Here is a 21,723-nt window from a genome sequence, read left to right on the forward strand (position 1 = left end):
TTTTTGAATCACCATATTTCTTTGCTGTTTCCATCATTCATGCTTCAAGCGCCTCGCTTATCTTGCTTTTATCATCAGCTTCTTTTACTTTCCTGTAATGGTTCCGAATCAATCTGCCACATTGAGATGGAATAATACCTTTAGGATGGAATGGCCCTTACCCAGCTTTATCTTTTTCTTCGCTTTTTGATAGCCTTTTGAACGGACTATCAGGATATACTTTCCTTGCGGCACATCTTTAAAATGGCAGATTCCTTTTTTGTTTGTTTTTTTGGAACTGATTCGCATTCCGTTACTCGTGAGCAGCTCGACTTTAGCCCCCTTAATCGGCTTCTTCGTTGTCTCATCATATACTTTACCTGTAATAACCCTTTTGGAAATGCTCAGAGGTACTAACTGGAAATCAAGGATAAGTTTTTCCCCTGATACAAGGGCAGATGTTTGTGAATGGTATTCAGGTGCAGATGCATGAACAGCGAATCGGCCCTCCGGCAAGTTTTTGATTTTATATTTTCCTTTGTTATCAGTATATGTTGATGCGATTTTTTCTCCGGATTCATTAAATACTTCAATCAGCGCATTGCAAATCTTACTTTTATTATCAGCGTCTTTTACTTTTCCTTTAATGGTTCCGAAATAATCCGTCGCATTGAGATAGAAGTTTACCTCTAGAATGGAATGGCCATTACGCAGATTCACCTTTTTCTTTTCTTTTTGATAGCCTTTTGAGCGAACGATGAGGATATACTTTCCTTGCGGCAGATCTTTAAAATGATAGCTGCCTTTTTGGTTTGTTTTTTGGGAAGTGATCAGCTTTCCGTTACATGTGAGCAGTTCGACTTTAGCTCCCTTAATCGGCTTCTTCGTTGACTTATCATATACTTTTCCTATGATGACCCCTTTGGAGATCTTCAGCGGTTTCAGCTGGAAATCAAGAACAAGGTTTTCCCCTGGTTCAAGGGTGACGGTAACTGTCTCGGTAAGGTATCCCTTTGCACTTACGCGAACGGTGTACGTTCCTGGGACGAGTGCCGTGATGATATATTTCCCATTTTCATCGGTTTTGCCGAATACATTCAATTTGACAGCTTGATTGAATGCAGAAATCAAAGCGCAAGGAATCGGCTTTCCATTCTTTTTGTCTGTTACTGTGCCGCTTAAGCTTGCTAGAGCCATTGTGAGAAGGAGTGTTACATTCGTCGTTTCCCCGGCGGTTACAACGGCTTCCGTACTGCCGGTAATATATAATGAAGCAGAGGCCCTAACTGTATATCTGCCAGGTAACAGGCCCTGAACCTCAAAGAATCCCGACGAATCCGTGGATACTGCTGCAACAAGGACACCTTGACTATTCAGGATTTCAACTCGTGCACCTGAAATTGGCAGGTTGTTTTTAGCATTCCTTACCTGGCCTCGGATAGATCCCAATCCAGAAGCTCTGATCAGCGAGATGTTTGCATTTAAATCGGACTCACCAGCTTCAAGTGTCAGTGTTAGCTGAGCTTCGAGGTAGCCTTCTGCACTTGCGGAAATGTTATAAGTGTCTGGCTCCAGTCCTTCGAAGTAATATTGTCCATTACTGTCTGTAAATGTAAATCCGATAAGCTCACCGCGACTATTATTCAGGTCAATTCTAGCGCCTGTAATAGGTGCTCCGGAAATGCTGTCCGTGACCGTTCCCGCAATCACGCTTGATGACTCCGGCACGCGTCTAAGCTCTAAATTAAGGACGTTTTCCCCAGCGCCAAGGTCTGCAGACACTGTCTCAGAGAGGTATCCAGGTGCTGACGCACGAACCGTAAAGATTCCCTGAGGCATGCCTTGAATGAGATATTCCCCGTTTTGATCAGTGAGTCCAAAGGCGATGGATACTCCGAATTCATCAAATACTTCAACTAATGCACCTACAATCGGCTGCCTTGTTTCTTCATCAATTACCGTCCCGGTTAAGTCAGCAGGGTTCCCTAATAAAGCAAAGTTAACAGCAGCAATGTCGTCCGGATTTAGAGAAATGGTTTGGGTTTGTGCCTGGAAGTTCGGATTCAAGGCAACCACTTGGTACGTTCCGGGGACAAGATTAGGGACGATGTAGCGACCAATATCGTCCGTTTGCGTCGTAACGACCACTACACCTGAGGAGTTAATAACCCGTATTCTTGTGTCGGGCAGCGGTGCCCCCGTTGCCAGGCTGGTAATCAATCCCTGAATGGATGCTGTCTGCTGCAGAAGCAGGAAGTTAAACGAGACGGTCTGACCTGAAAAGACGATTGCGCTAAGTCCTTGTGCCCCGTAACCTGCTGCATTTGCAACAATGGATACTTCGCCTTGAGTGACTCCCTGAATGTTAAAGCGTCCGTTGTTATCGGTTAGGACGGTTGCGAAAATGGGTCCAGATGGACTTTGATAGCGTAAGGTAACGGCTGCACCCTGTATTGGTGATCGTGTTTGTGCATTAAGAACGGTTCCGTTCACAACACCAAACGTATCCTCCAGCTGAACATTCAGTTGAGTGGTTTGACCGGCAGTTATGACTGATCCGGCGGTCAGTCTTTCAAATCCGGAAGCATTGAAATCAGCACGATAGGTTCCCGGTGTCAGTCCTTCAATCCTGTATTGGCCGAAACTGTCTGTCAGGACACTTGCTGTAAGTCCATTGGTAAGATCATAGATTTGAACGGCGGCACCAGGTATTGGAATCAAGTTTCGGTCTGTCACGGTCCCTATCAGGAATCCAGGGTTCGGACTAAGGGCAAGTGTTGTTTGAGTCGCAGTATTCGCTTGAAGTAAAACGACCTTAGAATCATTTCCGAAATTTGGAGCGGTTGCTGATACGATCACTGTGCCAGGCAGCAGGTTGGAAATTGTGAACGAACCATCCGCTCCGCTGGCTGCAATGGCCAGAACCTGACCATCGGTCGTGGATGCAATAACAATTGCCCCTTGAACTGGACCGCCAGTCGCATTATTCGTGATAACCCCCGTAATCGTTGCTGGACCAGTCTGTAATAGAATGGTTACGTTTGTTGTAGTGTCAGCAGTAACGACCGCCCCAATCACCCCTGTTACAAATCCATTTGCAGATGCTGTGATGACATAGCTTCCAGGAGGAACCTGCGGGAAGACAAAACTGCCGTCTGAATGGGCTATTGCGGTAAAGATGAGTATTCCATTTTCGTCAAATAGAGAGACTGATACGGCAGTACCTACAAAAGGCTGCGCGAGATTATCAAGGACCACTCCTGCAAGTGAGCCGAAGATGCCTGTAAGGGAAACATTTGCTGTGGTCGTTGTGTCGGACTGAACGATAGCTCCAACTGTTCGTACTGCAAATCCTTGAGCCGTCACTGTAACGGTGTAGGATCCAGGCGGCAGATTTCCAATTGTGTACTGACCGTCAGGATCGGTTACAGCTGTCGCAATGATGATGCCTCCAGCGCCTGCTATCCGAACAGTAATGACTCCACCTGTCACAGTATTTCCAAAAGCATCCGTTATGCTACCTGTAATGGATCCAGGGTTTGCTGCCAAGGCAAAGTTGACTTCGGTCCTTTGTTCTCCAGTTGCAAGCGTTACTCCTGAAAGAACCGATTGGAAATTTTCTGCCGAACCTACTAGGGTAAAGTTCCCAGATGGAAGGTTGCCGATAAAATAAGTCCCATCCGGTCCTGTTTCAGCAAAACCAATAACCGTTTCATTCTGATCCAGCACTTTGACGGAGGCGTTGTTTATAGGCGTACCGAAAGCATCTGTCACAATCCCTGAAAGTGACGCAGGATTTGGCTGGAGGAATAGTGCGGCCTGTGTCTGCTGATTGGAAACCACCGTAGCGCCGGCTGATGCACTTGAGTAATTGAATTCTGCAGCAGTTACGAGGTAGCTGCCTGGCTCGAGCCCATTAAACGTATATGATCCCTGTTGATCAGTAACAGCAAACGCAATTGGTACCAAGCTCTGGCTAGGGTAAAGCTGGACCACTGCTCCAGGCACAGGCTGAGTTGTAACTGCATCCCGGACAACTCCGCTGATGGACCCCGGACTTGCAAGCAGGGTGAAGTTTACCTCCGTTGATTGCCCGGGCTGAACGGCAAATCCAGCTGTTGCTGACTGGAAATTTTGCTGAATGACAGAGAGAATATAGCTTCCTGCTGTAAATCCTGTAATCAAGTAATTTCCGTTAACATCTGTCTGAACCCTTCTGACAAGAGCGCCTTGTAAGTCAAATAACTGAACTAACGTGCCCGATATGCCAGCCCCTGCTTCGTCTGTCACTTGACCTTGAACAGCGCCAGGGAGAGTGGCCAGCGTTGCATTGACTGCTTCCGTTTCGCCCGGATCAAGTCCGACCGTAGCTATTTCAGAACCAAAGGAAGGGGCACCGCTGAAAATGACGCTATAGGATCCTGGAGCCAGGCCTGTTACTTGATAAAAACCATTGCTGTCTGTCAATGTTGTGGCAATGATTGGCCCTGCAGGACTCAAAGCGCGGATAATCACACTTGCGCTTGGGATTGGTGCGCTGCCTTCTGGATTCGTTACACGGCCTTGAATAACACCTGGATTGGGTGTTAAATCAATAGCTAAAACCGTGTCAGCATTAGGGTTGATTTTAAATCCCCTAAGCTCGCTGCCGAAATTATTAGCATTGATGATTGCGGTATATTGGCCTGGTGCAAGATTCGGGAAAGAGAAGTTTCCTTGAACATCCGTTACAATCGTTGTAATCAGTGTTCGATTTTCATCAAAAACCTGGAGAATTGCCCCTGCAATCGGAGCTGCATTTGCAGCGTTTGTCACTTGGCCCAGAACGCGGCCTGTAATTTGCTCTAAGGATAGAATCGTGTTCGTGACTTCTCCCGCATTTAAAATGACAGATAAAGCTTCATTTCCGAAACCCTGAGCCTGGGCAGAGAGTGTATATGTTCCAGGAGGCAAAGTAGGGAAGGAGAACGCCCCTTGTTCGCCGCTGAAGCTAGTTGCAATAATCACGCCGTTTGTTCTGGTTACAGTCAGGAAGGCGCCTGGAATTCCTGATCCTGTTACAGAATTAACGACTGTACCGGATAACGTGGCAGGAGAGCTGGCCAAATTGACCGTTGTTGCTGTTTCCTGATTTGCAAAAACGATGGAACTGACCGTATTCGCTCCATATCCAGGTGCTGAGGCGTTTACAAGATACGTTCCTGGAAGTAGACCCAATACAAGGAATGTGCCGTCAGCCTGTGCAGTTAAAGCTTCAATTAAAACAAGATTTTCATTAAAGATTTTCACAAGAATATTCTGTCCGGTAATTTGCTGCCCCTGTTCGTCAAGAACAATTCCACTAATGCTTCCGGTTAGCGGAGAAAGAGCTGCATTCAATTGGATCGTTGCATCCGATACAATTTGCACACCAATAATGGTAATCCCATATCCTTCTGCAGTGAAGACTGTACTGTACTGGCCTGGTGCAAGATTTTGGATGGTGTAGCTCCCATCTGTGTTTGTATAGCTGGAAGCCACAATGATCCCAGATGTATTTCGAACAACAACACTTGCTCCGGCGAGAGGATTACCGGTAGTTACTTCCGTTACAGTGCCGGTAAGTGAACCGGGATTTGCAGCAAGTGAAAAGTCTATGCCTGTTTGAACTTCCCCTGGTGAAAGGGTGATGGCTGCAATGGAAGTGCTGAATCCGCTAGCCGTAACAATGATATTGAGCGTAAAAGGCGGAAGACCAGAAATGGTGTAGGTTCCATCTTCACTAGTGATACCAGTACCAAGAACCGTTTCATTTCCATTCAACAATCTGACTGTCGCATTTGCAATCGGTGTACCATTAAGATCAGTTACAGTTCCCGAAACCGTAGCTGGATTTGGGGTAAGAGCCAGGTTGGAAGTTGCTTGTGCGTTAGCGAAAACCGTTGCCCCTACCGTGCTTCTGCCAAAGTTTGATAAATCAGCCGTAACCGTGTAGATGCCCGGTCTTATCCCGTTGAACGTGTATTGACCCAAAGAATCAGTCACCGCACTCGCTATTGGCTGAAGACCTTGAGACGGGAAGAGCTGAACAAAAGAGCCTGCAAGAGGAAGACCAGTCTGGCTGCTCGTGACAATTCCCGTAATGGACCCCGGATTCGGATATAGCTGGATATTCAGTGTTGCTGTCTGACCGGAAACGATGGCTGCCCCAACCGTTTGCTGCTGATATTCGGTGTTTATGGCTGTAATCGTATAGGCGCCTGGCGGCAGATTTTGGACACTGTACCTGCCACCTGAATCGGTTTGGCCTACAGATGTCAGCACACCATTTACATCAACGACACGGATCAGTGTATTAACTAAAGGAAGCTGAGTCTCAGCATTTGTGACAATTCCTTGGATTGTTCCCGGGTTTGGAGGCAGTGCAAGTTGAATAACAGATGTCTCTCCGGACGAAACGGTTGTAGAACCCGCCTGTGTTCCAAAACCAGGATAACTCGCAAGGACGGTATAAGACCCAGGTGCAAGGTTCGGAATGGTAAAAGCACCATTTCCATCTGTCGCTGAGCTTGCCGCAACAGGGCCCGTCGGTGAAAATTGCCTTATCGTGATGCTTACTCCGCTAAGCGGCAGTCCGGTTTGCTGATTGATGATGGTTCCAGAAATCCTTCCCGGGTTCGGAATGAGATCAAAGTCCAGTAAGGTTTGAACATTGGCTGCGATTTCTGTTTCCTGGACCACTGTTCCTAAACCGGAAGCGGATGCCACAACTCTGACGTTGCCAGGTGCAAGATTATTCACTAAATACCGGCCATTCTGATCGGTTACAACAGTTGCTGCAAGTGCTCTTGTAAAATCAAACACCTGAACCGTCGCTCCAGATACTGTATCTCCTGTCAGTGCATTTCTTACGGTCCCGGTTAAGGAACCTGCAACAGGGGAAAGAGCAAGTGTGACACTATTGACCGCTCCAGGTCCAAGCTGAACAGATACCGATGTTGTACCGAAGCCAGGCTTTGTAGCTGCTGCCGATACATTAACCGTATTGGGAGGCAGGTTTTGGATGGTAAATTGCCCGTTTTGATCGCTTATCGCATTTCCTGCGATGAGTCCATTCAGGTCAGTTACGGTTATGATGACACCTGAAAGGGGTGCCGACGTATCCTTGTTTATTACCAGACCAGTGATAGTGGCCGGATTAGGTGTAAGGACAACAGGAAGTGAAGTTGTCTGGTTAGCTGTAATATTCACACTGGCAACTGCGGTCGCATAGTTAGGAGCCGTAATTTTAACAAGGTATGTTCCAGGGGCAAGATCGATAATGGTAAAAGTGCCGTCAGAATCTGCAAGCAGTGTTTTTATAAGAATGCCGTTAATATCGAATATTTGAACAGCAATGTTTGATCCTGTGACAGGATTTCCCGAAGCATCTGTCAGAGTGCCGGCAACCATTCCTGTTTCCGGGGGCAAAGCAATATTTGCTGTGGCCGTCACATTTGCAGAAACAATGGCGCCAACTGTAATGGCTCCAAAACCTAGAGCTGTTCCGACAATAGAATAGGAACCAGGTGCAAGGCCTCTGATCAAATATTTGCCCGCAGCATCAGTTGTATCGGAAGCAATGATGACACTTGTGCCGCCTACTGTGCGGACAACTGCAATGGCCCCGACAATCGGTTCTCCTGTGTTTGCATTTGTGATCTGGCCGCTGATGCTTCCAAATAGCGGAGTAAGTTCAATATTAACGTTTGGTATTAACTGCCCAGGTGTGACAGTAACAGCTGTAAGAGCTGCAGCGAAATCAGGAGCGGATGCGATAATCGTTAGCGTTCCAGCAGACAGGTTACCAATCGCATAATTACCATTTTCATCTGTGATTGCTGTTCCGAGAACCGTCTCATTTTGATCCAGAACTCTTATCGTTGCATTTGTCAGCGGAGTGCCGCCTGGTCCGGTAATGGTTCCAGTGATCGTGGCCGGATTAGGAGCAAGCTGGATGATGATATTCGTTGTTTGATCAGCGAATATGACCGCACCAGCCCCTCGTCTTGAATAATTGGATGCTGAAGCCACGATGTTATACTCCCCAGGAGCAAGCCCAGTCACTGAAAATTGACCGTTTTGATCTGTCACGGTTTGAGTTATTGCCGTTACTCCCTGAGAAGGGAACACTAGCACAACAGCTTCAGCAATCGGCCCGCCGGAGAATAGGTCCGTTACAGTGCCTGTTAGTACTCCTGGATTTGGAGAAAGGAACACATCCACTTCCGTGACTTGTGCAGGTAAAATATCAAAGCCGATTACCAGATTTTGATAGCTTTCATTCAAGACGAAGAGCGTATAGGAGTCCGCAGGCAGCCCTTCAATCACGTAAAAGCCTGATCCATCTGTTAGTGCCTCATCCACAAGCGTGCCGTCCCGGCGAATGACCCGCACAGTTGATCCGGGAAGCGGGACATTTCCATCTGTGCTGCGTACGGTTCCCTGAATTGTACCAGGCGTTGGGGTAAGGCCAATCAACACATCGGTCACTTCGTTGGCAAAAACGACAGAAGATGCTGCCTGTGTTCCAAACGCCGCGGCATGTGCAACAACTGTATATGAACCCGGCGGCAAACCGGAAACAAGAAATGTCCCTTGGGCATCCGTCACAGCCGTTCCCGCTACTGGACCGGCAGGGGAGAACTGGCGGATGGTGATAGCGGCACCAGAAATAGGAACGGATGTCTGCTGATTGATAATCGTCCCTGATATCGTTCCTGGCAAAGTGGCAAGGGATACCGTTATTTGTTGTGTTTCTCCAGGATTCAGATTTACGGTTTGGACATCCAGAGCAAATCCAGGCTGTGAAACAGCAATTTCAACATTGCCAGGAGGCAAATTAGTGAGCTGGAAATTTCCGTTTACGTCTGTAACAGTAGAGGCAATAAGCTGACCATTTACAGATGACGTCACGAAAGCCCCTTGAAGAGGTGTATTCATTCCCTGGATCAGCACTTGCCCGATCACCGATGCAGGGTTAGGGGCGAGCTGAATATCAAGTGCTGTTGTCTGATTGGCTTCTACCACTGTTGTAACGGTACTAGCTGAATAGCTTGGCGCTTCTGCAACAAGATTGTATGTTCCAGGTGCAAGGTCCAGAATTCCGTATGTTCCATCAGACTGCGCTGTCACGGATCTGATGAGTATGCCATTACTATCAAACACTCGAATAAACACATTTCCGCCTGTGATTGGATTGCCATTCCCATCCCGGATGTTTCCTGAAATGCTTCCTGTGTCTGCTAGCAGGACGAAATTGGCCGCCGCTGACTGGTTGCTTGCTACAGTAATTGTTTGTGTTTGTTGAGCAAAACCTGATTTCGTTCCTGTTACGGAATAAACTCCAGGAGCAAGATTTTGCGCCAGGTAATTCCCGAATTGATCTGTATTTACCGACTGAACAACAGCGCCGCTGTTTCCCTGAAGACTTCTAATGGCCACTGTCGCTCCGGCAATCGGTGCTGCAGTCGAGGAGTTCGTCACCTGGCCGGTGATTGAACCCGGATTTGCCTGCAAGGCAAGATTGATTCCTGTCAATTCCTGAGCAGCCACAACCGTAACTCCTTGAAGAGCTGTACCGAAATTAGGAGCAGATGCAACAACCGTGTAGGTTCCGGGAGCAAGATTACCAATCGAATAATTTCCATTTAAATCTGTGGCACCGGTGCCGACCACATTTTGATTTTGATCCAAAACACGTACAGTGGCATTCGGGATTTTATTTCCGGATATATCCGTGACTTGCCCGGAAATGACTGCCGGAAGAGGCGTCAGCTGTATGGCCACGGATGTCGTACCGTCAGCGATTACTACTGCCCCGACTGTGACAGACCCAAAATTGGATGCGGTGGCCACCACGCTGTAGTCACCCGGTTCAAGACCAACAATTGTAAAAGTTCCGTTTTGGCCTGTAACAGCTTCTGCGACAGGGATAATGCTTTCTGACAGGAAAACCTGAACGGCTGCACCCAAGATTGGCAGTCCTTGCTGAACGCTGGAAACAGTACCTACAATAAATCCAGGATTAGGGCTCAGCGATGCATTTAATGTCACCGTCTGATTAGATTCAACAGTAAATCCAAGTGTTTGGCGCTGAAACCTTTCATTTATGACCACAAGTGAATATGTTCCAGTATCCAGCCCTTCTATACGATAAACCCCGCTTACATCTGTTTGGGAGACTGCCAAAATGCTGCCAAACGAATCAATGACCCTGATAATGGTGTCAGGAAGGGCTGTGCCTGTTTGTGCGCTCGTAATCGTCCCTTGAACAATTCCGGGATCAGGCGGGAGATTCAACAGCACGGAAGTTGTTTGGTTTGCTTGCACAAAAGCAGAAGCTGCCTGAGTTCCAAAGTCATTCTGTGATGCGATGACTGAATACGTTCCGGGAGCAAGATTAAAAACGGTAAATTCGCCTTGTGCATTTGTTGCCGTTGTAGCAATGACCGGTCCTGAAGGTGAAAATTGCCTGATGACGATGCTTGCACCTTGTATAGGTGCACCCGTCTGCTGGTTATAAATCGTTCCTGTAATGACACCGGGATTTGGCAGCAGGGTAAATTCTAGAGTTGTAACGGCATTCGAGCTGACAATCGCATCTTGGGTAACGGAGCCGAAACTTTCCGCTGCAGCGATTACACGGTATAAGCCAGGCGATAGATTCTGAACTTGATACTCCCCATTCTGATCTGTCAGCACCGTTGCAACGAGAGCTCTTGTAAAATCAAATACTTGCAGAACAGCACCAGCAATCAGATCGCCTGTTAAAGCGTTTGTTGCCGTTCCGGACAAAGTGCCCGGGTTTGGAGTAAGAGACAGTGTCGTTGCTTCTGCTTCTCCAGGAGAAAGCAAAATCGCTTTTGAATCCGCTCCGAAATTCTGTGCAGAAGCTGAAATCAACAGAGTAGCCGGCGGAAGATTCGGAATGGAAAAGCTTCCATCGATTCCGCTTGTAGCAGATGCTATTATACTGCCATTTAAATCTGTCACCGTTACCAATGCTCCGCTGATGACATCTCCAGTTCCCGCATTCAGCACCTGTCCTGTAACAGCTGCGGGATTAGGTGACAGTGAAATGTTCGTTTGTGTGGTCTGATCCGAAACAACGACGGCGCTTGCCATTGCTGCAGCAAAGTTTGGTGCTGTGATGACAAGGGTGTAGCTGCCAGGCAGCAGATCTAATACAGAATAAGTACCATCCGATTGAGCAAGAAGGGTTTTGACAAGCGATCCGTTTTGGTCATAAACCTGCACCTGCGTGTTCATTCCAAGAATCGGACTTCCCTGAAGATCTGTCAAAACGCCAGAAATGGAACCGGTATTTGCCCGCAGCTGCAGATTCGCAGTTGTTGTCGTGCCGCTAAACACGATTCCGCCTACAGAAACTGTTCCAAAGCCGGTTTTTGAAACGGTGACTGTATAGGTACCGGGTGCAAGGCCTGTAATGAAGTAAAATCCATTTGCATCCGTTACATCATTTGCCGCAATCACCCCTGTGCCGCCATTCAGCCGGACTACGGAAATGGCCCCAGTAACCGGATCCCCTGTTTGAGCATTTGTCACACGCCCTGTAAGAATTCCGGGATTCGGAGTCAGAACAAAATTGATATTTTCAAGGAAATCTCCAGGTATTAATGTGATCCCGCTTAGCTGGCCTGCAAACGTATCCGCCGAAATGATGATCGTATGTGAACCCGGAGGGAGGTTTCCAATCACATAGCTGCCGTTTTGATCGGTAAGGGCACTGCCAAGAACGACTTCATTTAAATCAATGACCCTGACGCTTGCATTAGGAATTGGGTTTTCGCCTGTGCTTGTGACCGTTCCGCTGATTGTCGCAGGATTAGCCATCAGACCAATATTGGCAACTGTTGACTGGTCAGCGAAGACGATGGCCCCGACAGCCCCCCGTGCATAGTTCCTTGCATTTGCTGCAACAATGTATTCACCTGGAGCCAGCCCTATAATTGAAAAGTTTCCATTTTGATCGGTAAGAGCATTTGCAATCGGAAATAGACCTTGTGATGGGAATAGCTGAACAGAAGCACCTGCTAAAGCTTCGCCAGTCTGCTGGTCTGTTATCCTTCCTGCTATCGCACCAGGGTTGGGCGACAGAGCCAGATTGACTGTTGTTGTTGTATTGGATGCAACATTGAACCCGATAATATCCCGCTGGAAGCTTGCCGTAATTCCGATCAGCGAGTAATTTCCCGGTGCCAGACCGTCTGCAAAGTAGATTCCATTTTCGTTTGTCTGAACCTCACGAATGACGGTTTCATTGTTGTCCAGTATTCTTATTAACGCTCCTGCGAGTGGCTCGCCTGTTTGGGCATTTGTCAATGTACCCTGAACGGCCCCTGGATTTGGAGTCAGTGAAAGCGTAATGCTTGATCCGGTATTGGATGAAACAAAAACCGAGCCTGCTTGAGTGCCGAAGTTCGGATCTGATGCAATAACAGTGTAAGCCCCCGGGGCGAGGTGATCGACAGTGAATTGCCCGTTTTGATCGGTAGAGGCAGAAGCAATGACCGGGCCTGTCGGAGAGAACTGACGGATTGCAACTGATGCTCCAGAAACGGGCTCTCCGGTTTGCCGATTGAAAATCGTCCCTTGAATGGTTCCGGGATTAGGCGGAAGGAAGATATCGAGAACCGTCTGCTGATTGGCTGCAACGGTTGATTCCTGTACGGTAGAGCCGTAATTTTGACCAGAAGCAATGACACGGTACATACCCGCTGACAGATTTTGAACCTGGTAGTTTCCAAAAACATCCGTTGCTGCTGTTGCAATCAATCCCCTAGTAAAATCAAACACTTCAACCGTCGCTCCTGCAATCGGACTTTGTGTATTGGCATCAAAGATAGTTCCAGACAATGTGCCTATTTGAGAGGCCAGAGAGACTGATGTGTTTAATGTTTGGCCAGGCGCAAGATTAATAGCTTGGGAGACGCTTGAAAAATTGTCCGCTGAAACGGAAAGATTCAATGATTGAGCCGGCAGGTTTTCTATAGAAACAAAGCCGTTTACGTCCGTTACCCCTACCCCTGTAACTGAACCATTAGGGAGTGCCGCTGTCACAACAGCACCTGCAATCGGCAAACCAGTATCCTGATTTGTTACAGTCACATTCACTGTTGCCGGATTAGGCTGAAGAACAGAATTCAGTACAGTGGTCTGTTCAGCAATGACCGTGCTGTTGAACGAACCTGTCGCAAAGTTTGGTGCTGTTACCGTAATCTGATAGTTTCCGGGAGCAAGCCCGTTAATAATAAATGTGCCATCTGAATTGGCAAGAACTGTTTTGATTAATTGCCCGTTTTGATTTAGTACTTGAAGCTGGAGGTTATTGCCGGTAATCGTATTTTCTTGGGGATCTGTGATTGTACCCGCAATTGTACCTGAAAGAGGCGTCAAGTTAATTGGAGCTGAAGCTGTGGCATCACTGACAATGGTCACTCCCACTGCTGCCGTTCCATACCCATCTCGAACGGCTGTCACGGTATAAGATCCAGGAGAAAGATTATTGATTAAATAGGTTCCAGCCGCGTCAGTTGTTGCATTAGCAACAACGATCGAAATAGCACCTGTTTTCCGGACGACAATATTCGCACCAGCTATTGGCAGGTCTGTCTGCTGATCTGTTACGCTTCCGCTGACAGAACCTGGATCTGGCGTGAGCAGGGCATTCAGGACAGCCGTTTGTCCTGGAGTCAGGGTAATGCCGATGATTTGCGTTCCAAATCCCGATGCTGTAAGGATGGCTGTTTGAGAGCCTTGGGGCAAATTCCCGATCGTATAATTACCGTTCTGATCAGAAACTCCTGTGCCAAGGACCGTCTCGTTTTGATCGACAATTCTAATAGTCGCTCCCCCAACAGGATCGCCGCCATTTTGTGTAATCGTTCCTGATATGGTCGCAGGATTCGGTGTCAGTTGCAGGTTCGTGACTGTCCCGGTATTCGGGAACACTGTTGAACCGGCATTTCCTCTCGCATAGTTTTCTGCATTTGCTGCGACAATATATTCCCCTGGTCCGATACCGCCGAAAGAATATTGGCCATTCTCATTCGTCACGGCGTTTGTAATCGGAATCAGGCTTTGAGCGGGAAAGAGCTGAACAACCGCCCCTTGAAGCGGCGTACCGCCGAGGGCATCTGCAATGGTTCCTGAAACGCTCCCCGGATTTGGTTCGAGCACGCCGTTTACTGTAGCCGTTTCACCAGCCCCTACAACGGTACCTATGGTACGGCTTTGGAAATTGTCATTTATGAAGACAATCGTATATGCTCCTGGTGTTAAACCTGGAGCAAGATAAACTCCGCTTATATCAGTTTGAACAACTGCGGTTAAAATTCCATTGTCATCAATTACGCGAACCTCCGTATTGACAAGCTGATCCCCAGTTTGGGCAGAAGTAACCGTTCCTGTGACTGCACCGGGATTTGGCGAAAGAGCAAGAGCTGCATTAGTCACTGAGCTGGACTGAATGCTCACCGTTGCAGTTTGAGCGCCAAAATTCGGATTTGCTGCAGTGATCGCATAGGTTCCCGGCTGCAGGTTCAAAACGGTAAACTGTCCGCTGCTGTCCGTTGCTGTTGTTTGAACGACTGGGCCGGTTGGAGAGAAGAGGCGGACAACGATTGCCGCACCAACGATGAATGCTCCATTCTGCTGATTGACGACAGTCCCGAAAATAGAACCGGGATTAGGTGTTAACTCGAAACTTGCATTTATTGTTTGAGCTGAGAACACTACTGCATCCTGAACTTCAGAACCGAAATTTGCTGCGGTAGCAGTGATTCGGTACATGCCGGGGGAGACATTATTAAATTGATAGAAACCAGAACTGTCTGTGGTAAGGGTGCCAACAAGGGCACGCGTACTATCGAATACCTGAAGAACTGCCCCTGCAATCGGATTCCCTGTTAACTGATCTGTAACAAATCCACTTAGTATGCCAGGATTTGGTGTTAAGCTTAATATAGTGGAAAATTTCCCTCCAGGTGTTAAAATGACCGATCGCGAATCTGCTCCGAAAGCAGGTGCGACTGCTGAAACTACAAGTGACGTAGGCGGCAAACCAGGAATGATGAAGCTGCCGTCAGCATCGGTAATGGTATTTCCGATTGGGAGTCCGTTTAAATCCGTAACCGTAACAATCGCACCGGCAATTGGCGGCCCTGTTTCAGCATTGATAACCTTGCCTAATGCGGTACCTGGATTCGGTGTAAGCGGAACGGAGAGTGTAGTTGTTTCATTTGCACTTACGGTTGCTCCTACCAACAGTGCTGCATAGCCTTCTGCAAGAATGGTTAATTGATAGGATCCGGGTTGCAGGTTGTTAATAACAAAGGTTCCGTCCGACTGGGCATTAAACGTCTCCAGTAAGCTGCCGCTTTGGTCAAAAACGCGGACCTGGATCGGGATATTTAGTAAAGTATTTCCCTGTATATCCGTTACCATGCCAAAAATGGAACCAACAAGACGAGGCAGGCTGATATCCGCCTGTGTTGTCTGATCGCTTAAAACAATGGCTCCAATGGGGGTCAGGCCAAATCCTTCGGCTGATCCTGTGATTGTGTAAGAACCAGGCTGGAGGCCACTGACGAAATAGTTGCCCAGCACATCCGTTGACGTTGAAGATACAATAACGGGAACACCCGCTATTGTACGAACTACTGCGATGGCTCCTGTTATAGGCTGACCGGTGTCGGATGCTGTTATTCTTCCCGCGATGCTGCCTGGATTGGCTGCAAGCACAAAGTTAACATTTTCCACAAGCTGCCCCGGTGATAAAATAACGCCGCCAAGCTGGGTAGCGAAACCAGGTGCAGTCACAATAATCTGCTGATTGCCCTGCGGGATGTTTGTAATGGAAAACACACCAAATTCATCTGTCACGGTTGTTCCGAGGACCGTTTCATTCTGATCCAGAATCCGGATCGTTGCGTTGATAATCGCTTGACCCAGCTCTGAAGTGACAGTGCCCGATATAGTCGCAGGATTAGGGTTGAGTACAATGTTTGAAGCGGCAGATGCATTAGAACGAACCGTTATACCTGTGGAAGCGGAAGAATAGTTTTCATAGGCAGCGACCAGTATATACGGCCCTGGTGCAAGCCCGTCTAATGTATAGCGCCCGGTCCCGTCTGTTACAAGTGAAGCAATTGGATTCAGGCCAAGTGCTGGGTAAACAAGAACGGAAGCACCAGCGAGCGGAGTAGATGTTTCAGAATCCAATACAAGCCCTGTAATTTCCCCGGGATTCGCAATAAGGGATGCATTAATGACCGTTGTCTGGTTTGGCTCGGCAGTAAAACTATACGATTGTGCCTGAAACTCATTATTTATAAACAATATCGTGTAATTTCCCGCTGTAAATCCGCTGATCTGATAAAAACCGTTAATATCCGTTTGAGTCTGAGTCACTAAAATTCCAGTTTCATCGATGAGCTGTATAAGTATATTGGCCAGAGGGGTACCAGTGTCTGTGTCGGTAACCGTTCCCTGTACTGTTGAAGGGAGCTGAGTCAGTGCAAAATTCAATGTGGCCGTTTCACTTGGAACAAGGGTCACGGATGATGCTTGTGAACTGAATTCAGGATCAATCACTATGACGGTAAAAGTACCCTGCGGCAGATTCGGTACAGCATAAAAACCATTTGAATCTGAAGCGGTTGTCGCAATAATTGGGCCAGCCGATGTGAACTGGCGGACAATTACGCTTACACCTGCAAGCGATTCCCCCGTACCCGCATCTATTATTTGCCCCTGTATTTGAGACGGGTTTGGCTGAAGGGCAAAGCTCGCTGTTGATTGTGTATCAGTTAATATAGTGAAGCTGATCGTTTGACTGGTGAAACCTTGAGCATTTGTTATTGCTGTATATTGACCGGGTGCAAGGCTTGGCGCAGTAAATTCGCCTTGTGCATTCGTTACGACTGTTACAACATTGGCACCTGTCTGATCAAAAATCTGCACACTCGCCCCAGGGATTGCATCGCCATTTTCCCTGTTCACTACTAAACCGGAAACATTGCCTGGGTTTGGAGTCAGGGAAAGGGCTGTATTAACCGTTGCACCTGCGGTCAATTGAACGGCTACAGAAGCTGTTCCGAAGTTTTGTGCATCGGCAGCTGCAATAAAGGAGCCAGCCGGAAGATTTTCAATGATGAATATGCCGTCAAGATTTGAGGTTCCCCTGCCTACCAATATTCCAGTGTTCGGATTGATTACGGATACTTGAACACCAGAAATCCCAGCGCCAGATTGCTGGTTTAGCACTTGCCCTGTCAATGTTGCAGGAGAAGGCAGCAATGAAATAATCGACTGAGTTGTTTGATCTGCCAGAACTTGAACACCAACTGCGGCAGATTGAAAACCCGGTGCCGTTGCATTAAGAATATAGCTTCCGGGTCGTAAGTCAAAGAAGGCAAAAGTGCCATCAGGCTGTGCAACTACGGTTTGAACCAGAACACCATTCAGATCGAACAGTCTGACCTGCAGGTTTTCTCCTGTTATAGGATTCCCGTTTTGGTCAGTCAGCAGGCCGCTAATCGAGCCTCTTAATTGCGCGAGTGCAATATTCGCTGTGGTAGTTGTATCACTGACGACGGTAGCGCCGACGGTTCTTGTTCCATAATCATCAAGAAACGCTGTGATGGTATAACTTCCAGGTGCCAGACCCAGAACAAGGAAATTGCCATCCGGACCGGATGTGACAGTTGCGGCATTAATGCCTGAACCAGTTGCCTGACGAATGACAACCGCAGCACCTGCCAGCGGCGAATTATCAGTTTCATTGGAAACCAGTCCGCTTAATGCTCCTGGATTTGGCGTAAGAATGAGGTTGACATTAGGCACATTTCCTCCTGCTTGAAGCGCGATGCCCGTCACGGCAGTTCCGAAGTTTGGAGCTGATGCAATCAAAGTAAAGGAACCAGGCGGAAGGTTTCCGATTGAAAAAGCGCCAAATGAATCCGTACCAGCCGTTCCAAATACTGTTTCATTGGCATCCAAAACACGTACGACTGCATTAGAGACCGGTTCCCCATTTGTGTCGAGAATAGAACCGCTGATCACAGCAGGATTTGGATTAATCGTCAGATCGATTGTTGTGGCTTCATTTGAAACAATAACGGCGCCTGCTGATTCTGTCGTATAATTTGGAGCTGAAGCAGTCACAATATAACTTCCAGGAGCCAGGTTCAAATATTGATAGTTTCCAAAATTATCAGCCAGTGTGCTTTGGATGAAAACACCCTGACTTGAATAAAGCTGGACAACTGTATTTTGTAGAATTGGGGAGATTGTTCCTGAAATCGATCCTGGATTCGGAACAAGGCTTACATTAACGACCGTTGTGGTATCAGCTGAAACTATGGCTCCCGCAATATTGGACTGAAAGTTTGCTGCACTGACAACGACATTGTAATTTCCTGGAGGCAGCCCCTCAACGGTGTAATTGCCCTGACTGTCTGTAAAAACAGATCTAATCTGAATATTGTTTTGGTCAACAACGCTGACCAAAGCACCTGAAATCGGATCGGTCCCGCCGTCAACTGTGCCGGAAATAAATCCAGGATCAGGTTCAAGCGATATGCTTAGATTCGTCTGACCGCCCGGCGGAACAGTAACGGAAGCAAGATTTGTCTGGTAGCCTGAAGCGGAGGCTACAATGGTATAGGTTCCGGGAGCGAGCTGATCGGCTTGGAAGTTTCCTTGCAAATCAGTGAATAACGTTGAAACTACAGCACCATTTGCATCCAATATACGCACTTGAATCTGTGCCCCGGAAATCGGTCCGCCAGTCTGCTGATTGATAATCGCTCCTGTAATCGTGACTGGATTGAACGCCAGGAGGAAATTCAAAGTTGCAGTTTGATTGGAAAGGATTAAAGCACCCTGGCCCTGTGTTTGACGATCCATGCTGGAAGCCGTGACAAAATAGCTTCCAGGAGCTAATCCCGAGACAGTATAGACACCATTTTGATCCGTGACAGAGCTTGCTATGACAGCACCGCCATTTGAAGTCCGGACACTTATGAAGGCGCCGGGTATAGGGTCTGTGTTTGCATCAGTGACCGTTCCCGTTAAAATACCCGGTTCTGGTGCAAGAGAGAAGATGGCTGTCGTCGTTTGGAATTCAATGATCTGAGCTCCTTGAACCTGGGATTGAAAGTTTTCTGCAGTAGCTGTGATCGTATAATTTCCGGGTGCCAAGTTAGAGATGGTATAATTCCCGGACTGATCTGTGCTGACAGAAGCAACCAAATGGTTATTTAGAAGGACATTTACAACTGCTCCCGCAATAGGAGCGCCCTGATTATCCGTAACTGTACCGCTGTTTGCTCCGACAATGCGGTTCAGTGCCGTGTTCAATGTTGTCGTTGTATTTGGCTGAATGGATGAGCCGACAGTCTGACTGGCGTAACCTTGCTGGCCAAATGTAATGGTGTAAGTTCCCGGGGATAAATTCGCTACAACATATTGTCCTTGACCGTCGGTGATGGTAGAAGCAACTGCTGTTCCGCCTTGATTAACCAAGTTGACAGATGTTCCTGCCAGCGGAGCCCCTGCTGAATCAGTGACCGTTCCGCTGAGTGTCCCGGGCGAAGGCTGTAAGATGACATTTTGAGTAGATGTCATACCTGCTGCAACAGTAAAACCAAGGATTCCCGATTGGAAATTCTGGGCGGTCACTCTGAGCTGATACGTTCCAGGTGCAAGCTGATTGACGGTATATATCCCCTGTGCATTAGCAGTTGTTGTGGCAATCAAGTTATTTCCAAGGTCCAAGACTTCCACAAGTGCGCCCTGGACTGGTGTACCCCCATTTGTCGCAATGGTGCCTGTAACCGTACCGGGAGAAGGAGCGAGGGTGAAGTTTTCCAATGTGGTCTGCCCTGATACAACCGTTACACCATGTGCCTGGGATTGAAAGTTCGGTGCACTTGCTGTTAACGAATATTGACCGGGAATGACATTTGGAGTGGTGAATTGACCTTGAGCATCACTTGTGACGGTTGCAATGACGGAGTTGAATTGATCCATTAAGTTCAGCACTGCTCCTGAAATAGGCACACCGCCTTGGGCGGTTACAGTTCCAGAAAGGGCTCCTGGGACCCGCTGCAAAATAGCATTCACGGTTTGTGCCTGACCGGCTGCAACTGTCACGGTTTGTGTTAATGATGCAAAACTTCCTGCTGTGAATGTCAGGTTGTATGCACCGGCAGTGATCTGGGTAAAACTGTAATTTCCTTGTGCATTCGTCGTCGTTGTACCGACAAGGACGCCGTTTAAATCACGCAATTGCACAGTGACGCTAGCGAGCGGCAGCCCCGTTTGGCCGGAAGTTACTTGCCCTGTGATAGCTGCTGCTGCCGTTACGTTGATATTATTGAATGCAGTAGCATTAGCAAGCTGCCCCCCAGTCTGGTCATCGATGCCGGATGCTGAAACAGTATTGAGTCTTCTCGTTCCGGATGACGTAAATGCCCCGTTTACGCTATAGGTTAACGTAACCGCTTGACCAGCGGGGAGATTTCCAATATTCCAAGAAAGCGTCCGTTCTGCTGCATTAAAAACAGCTTTGCCTGAAGAAACGGCGATGTTTGTTACAGAAGACAGCTGATCGATGCCGAAAACATCTGTTAAACTGACCGATCTGGCAAGTGAGAGTCCTGTATTTGTAACGGTGACCGTCTGATTCCATGAGGACTGCCCGCCAGTTAAGACAGATACCGGTCCGCTAGTAATCGTCTTTGATGCAGCCAGTTCGGCCCGGATATCCACCTCATCAGGTTTCACAGGATTCGTCAGCGTATTAACAAACTGAAACCCTTCTGATGTCCGCAGTGAATCTTTATTATAGTTGTTCGCATTCGCAGACGAGAAAATAATGAAACGAAGCGATGACAGTGTTGTAATGCCCAATGTCTGAAAAAATTGAGCTGCCGGAAACTGATAATCAATAAAATAATCCGGATTCCCGCCGAAATTAGACCCGTCATCCGTCAGGGTCACTCTGGCAACATCAAAATTGACAATGGGTATCCTTAAATTTGGTTCACCGCGGCCATTCGTTCCTTCAGCCGGGTCATTCCATGAGTTGAATTGTTGTTGAGTGTTTTGGATCAAGTTAATTGAGCTATCAAGACCATTTAGGCCGGCAAGCCAATCATAAACCCCGGAAGTGCCAGACGTATTAATTAGAAACCCCCATGCGAAATTTGCAAATCCCGTTTTCTGTGAATTCCTCGGATCGCCATTCACACGGATGCGAAAATAAATTGCGTTTCCATCGTACGCCATATAAGCCGCTGGAAACTGTGTATTCCCTACTATATCGGTCGAAACTGGAGATTCATCCCCGACCACATCAAAAATGGGCTGACTGCCCAATAATATCGGCTGAAATTGTGTATTAGCAGGAAAGGCCATTCATGTTACCTCCTTGAAAAAACATCATCACTCTAGAGTATCGGGTAGACAAAATGTTTATGATAAATAAATCTGAGTCGAATAAGGAAGAGGAGTGTAATGCCGTAATGGATTTTACTGGTTAACGGGCCTTCTGGAATGATGTAATCTTAAAAGCCTATGACTTCATTGGCATTTTTGATACATAGGGCATAGCGGATGGTTTCTCGAAGGTGGATATAACCGTATTATTTCGTTTTTTGAAATGATCAACCAATGAGATACTCTAAAATATCTGTT

The 21,723-nt window shown here is 47.5% G+C and carries 1 protein-coding gene; it reads right to left on the reverse strand.

Annotated elements, in window-relative coordinates:
• Window positions 1–108: 108 nt before the first annotated feature.
• The gene (locus MPH60_RS25790; protein ID WP_241615879.1) at window positions 109–21,444 is read right to left on the reverse strand and encodes a carboxypeptidase regulatory-like domain-containing protein; all 21,336 of its coding nucleotides are present in this window, start codon (window positions 21,442–21,444) and stop codon (window positions 109–111) included.
• Window positions 21,445–21,723 lie beyond the last annotated feature (279 nt).

The sequence above is a fragment of the Peribacillus sp. Aquil_B1 genome, from assembly GCF_022603275.1.
GTDB lineage: Bacteria > Bacillota > Bacilli > Bacillales > DSM-1321 > Peribacillus.